A 3,450-nucleotide genomic window follows, 5' to 3' on the forward strand; every position below is an offset into this window, starting at 1 on the left:
CAAAAAAAAACCCAAGCGTTTCGGCTTGGGTTTTTGATTTAAGAGCTTGGCAATTCCCTACTTTCGCATGGCAAACTGCCACACTATCATCGGCGCTAAACGGTTTCACTTCCGAGTTCGGGATGGGATCGGGTGGTTCACGTTCGCTATGGTCACCAAGCAAACTGGTGTAAAACAGGCTAAAGGCTAAGGGCACAAGACGAAAGGGTTTTTCTCTGTCTGGGTCTCTTTTCTTCATTCTGCTTTTTTGCTTCGACCCTAACGGGCCTTGGCATTTCAACTCTTCTCAAGCTAGGCCGGGGCTGGGCTTTTTTCGTCTTTTGCCCTTAGCCTTTCGCCTGCTTGATGGAAATCTGTAACGTCTGTTAATTCTTTTAAGTTTGCGATAAAGCCGGTCTACAACACATCCAAACTGATTGGGTGTTATATGGTCAAGCCTCACGGGCAATTAGTACACGTTAGCTACGCCCATTACTGGACTTCCACACCGTGCCTATCAACGTCGTAGTCTCCGACGGCCCTTCAGGGGACTTTAAGTCCCAGTGAGATCTCATCTTGGGAGGGGCTTCCCGCTTAGATGCTTTCAGCGGTTATCCTGTCCGAACATAGCTACCCGGCAATGCCATTGGCATGACAACCGGAACACCAGAGGTTCGTCCACTCCGGTCCTCTCGTACTAGGAGCAGCTTCCCTCAAATCTCAAACGCCCACGGCAGATAGGGACCGAACTGTCTCACGACGTTCTGAACCCAGCTCGCGTACCACTTTAAATGGCGAACAGCCATACCCTTGGGACCTGCTTCAGCCCCAGGATGTGATGAGCCGACATCGAGGTGCCAAACACCGCCGTCGATATGAACTCTTGGGCGGTATCAGCCTGTTATCCCCGGAGTACCTTTTATCCGTTGAGCGATGGCCCTTCCATACAGAACCACCGGATCACTATGACCTACTTTCGTACCTGCTCGACTTGTCCGTCTCGCAGTCAAGCACCCTTATGCCATTGCACTCATTGGCTGATTTCCGACCAGCCTGAGGGTACCTTCGTGCTCCTCCGTTACTCTTTGGGAGGAGACCGCCCCAGTCAAACTACCCACCATACACTGTCCCCAATCCGGATAACGGACCTAGGTTAGAACTTCGAACATACCAGGGTGGTATTTCAAGGTCGGCTCCACAAGAACTGGCGTTCCTGCTTCAAAGCCTCCCACCTATCCTACACAAATAGGTTCAAAGTCCAGTGCAAAGCTATAGTAAAGGTTCACGGGGTCTTTCCGTCTAGCCGCGGGTATACGGCATCTTCACCGCAATTTCAATTTCACTGAGTCTCGGCTGGAGACAGTGTGGCCATCGTTACGCCATTCGTGCAGGTCGGAACTTACCCGACAAGGAATTTCGCTACCTTAGGACCGTTATAGTTACGGCCGCCGTTTACTGGGGCTTCGATCAAGAGCTTCTCCGAAGATAACCCCATCAATTAACCTTCCAGCACCGGGCAGGCGTCACACCCTATACTTCCTCTTTCGAGTTTGCAGAGTGCTATGTTTTTGCTAAACAGTCGCAGCCACCATTTTATTGCAACCCTGTTCTGCTCCATCCGCGAGGGACTTCACATACTTGGGGTGTACCTTCTCCCGAAGTTACGGTACCATTTTGCCTAGTTCCTTCAGCCGAGTTCTCTCAAGCGCCTTAGAATTCTCATCCCATCCACCTGTGTCGGTTTGGGGTACGGCTACTGGTAACCTGAAGCTTAGAGGTTTTTCTTGGAAGCATGGCATCAATCACTTCGTCGTTCCTAAGAACAACTCGTCATCACGTCTCAGAATATAGGTTCCCGGATTTGCCTAAGAACCCTCCCTACTCGCTTAAACTACCTATTCCAACAGGTAGCTGACCTAGCCTTCTCCGTCACCCCATCGCAGTTACCACCAGTACAGGAATATTAACCTGTTTTCCATCGACTACGCTTTTCAGCCTCGCCTTAGGTACCGACTAACCCTGCGTCGATTAGCGTTGCGCAGGAAACCTTGGATTTTCGGCGTGGGGGTTTTTCACCCCCATTATCGTTACTCATGTCAGCATTCGCACTTCTGATACCTCCAGCAAACTTCTCAGTTCACCTTCGCAGGCGTACAGAACGCTCCTCTACCGCTCATCTTACGATGAACCCGTAGCTTCGGTACTATGCTTAGCCCCGGTAAATCTTCCGCGCAAGCCGACTCGACCAGTGAGCTATTACGCTTTCTTTAAAGGATGGCTGCTTCTAAGCCAACCTCCTGGCTGTCTGTGCCTTCTCACATCGTTTCCCACTGAGCATAGATTTTGGGACCTTAGCTGACGGTCTGGGCTGTTTCCCTTTTCACGACGGACCTTATCACCCGCCGTGTGTCTCCCGTGCTCGAACTTGTTGGTATTCGGAGTTTGCATCGGGTTGGTAAGTCGAGATGACCCCCTAGCCGAAACAGTGCTCTACCCCCAACAGTTATACACGAGGCGCTACCTAAATAGCTTTCGAGGAGAACCAGCTATCTCCGAGCTTGATTAGCCTTTCACTCCGATCCACAACTCATCCCCGGATTTTTCAACATACGTGGGTTCGGCCCTCCAGTGAGTATTACCCCACCTTCAGCCTGGTCATGGATAGATCGCCCGGTTTCGGGTCTAATCCCAGCGACTAAACGCCCTATTAAGACTCGCTTTCGCTACGCCTCCCCTATTCGGTTAAGCTTGCCACTGAGATTAAGTCGCTGACCCATTATACAAAAGGTACGCAGTCACGGAACAAGTCCGCTCCTACTGCTTGTACGCATACGGTTTCAGGATCTATTTCACTCCCCTCTCCGGGGTTCTTTTCGCCTTTCCCTCACGGTACTGGTTCACTATCGGTCAGTAAGGAGTATTTAGCCTTGGAGGATGGTCCCCCCATGTTCAGTCAAAGTTTCACGTGCTCCGACCTACTCGTTTTCACTGCACAGCGTTTTCGTGTACGGGGCTATCACCCTGTATCGCCAGACTTTCCAGACTGTTCCACTAACAACTGTACAACTTAAGGGCTAATCCCCGTTCGCTCGCCGCTACTAAGGGAATCTCGGTTGATTTCTTTTCCTCTGGGTACTTAGATGTTTCAGTTCCCCAGGTTCGCTTCAAGTCACTATGTATTCATGACAAGATGACCAGCTGATGCTGGCCGGGTTCCCCCATTCGGACATTCTCGGATCAAAGTTAGTTTGCAAACTCCCCGAGACTTTTCGCATGCTACAACGTCCTTCATCGCCTCTCACTGCCTAGGCATCCACCGTATGCGCTTATTCACTTGACCATATAACCCCAATAAGTCTGCCCGCCTGCTTATTCGCCTGAATATTGCTATTCGATTGAATTAAGTAAACGCGTATCTTCTTGTGTTATATCGATCAGCTTTCTTAATCGCTTTTTTCTGCTTTTTGAGAA

The 3,450-nt window shown here is 50.4% G+C and carries 2 rRNA genes; both read right to left on the bottom strand.

What is annotated here, in order from left to right:
* Positions 1-44: 44 nt before the first annotated feature.
* Positions 45-160, bottom strand: a 5S ribosomal RNA gene (rrf, locus tag B0F88_RS19010).
* A 267-nt stretch (positions 161-427) separates the two neighbouring features.
* Positions 428-3,319, bottom strand: a 23S ribosomal RNA gene (locus B0F88_RS19015).
* Between the last annotated feature and the right edge of the window lie 131 nt (positions 3,320-3,450).

Source organism: Methylobacter tundripaludum (genome assembly GCF_002934365.1).
Lineage (GTDB): Bacteria > Pseudomonadota > Gammaproteobacteria > Methylococcales > Methylomonadaceae > Methylobacter_A > Methylobacter_A tundripaludum_A.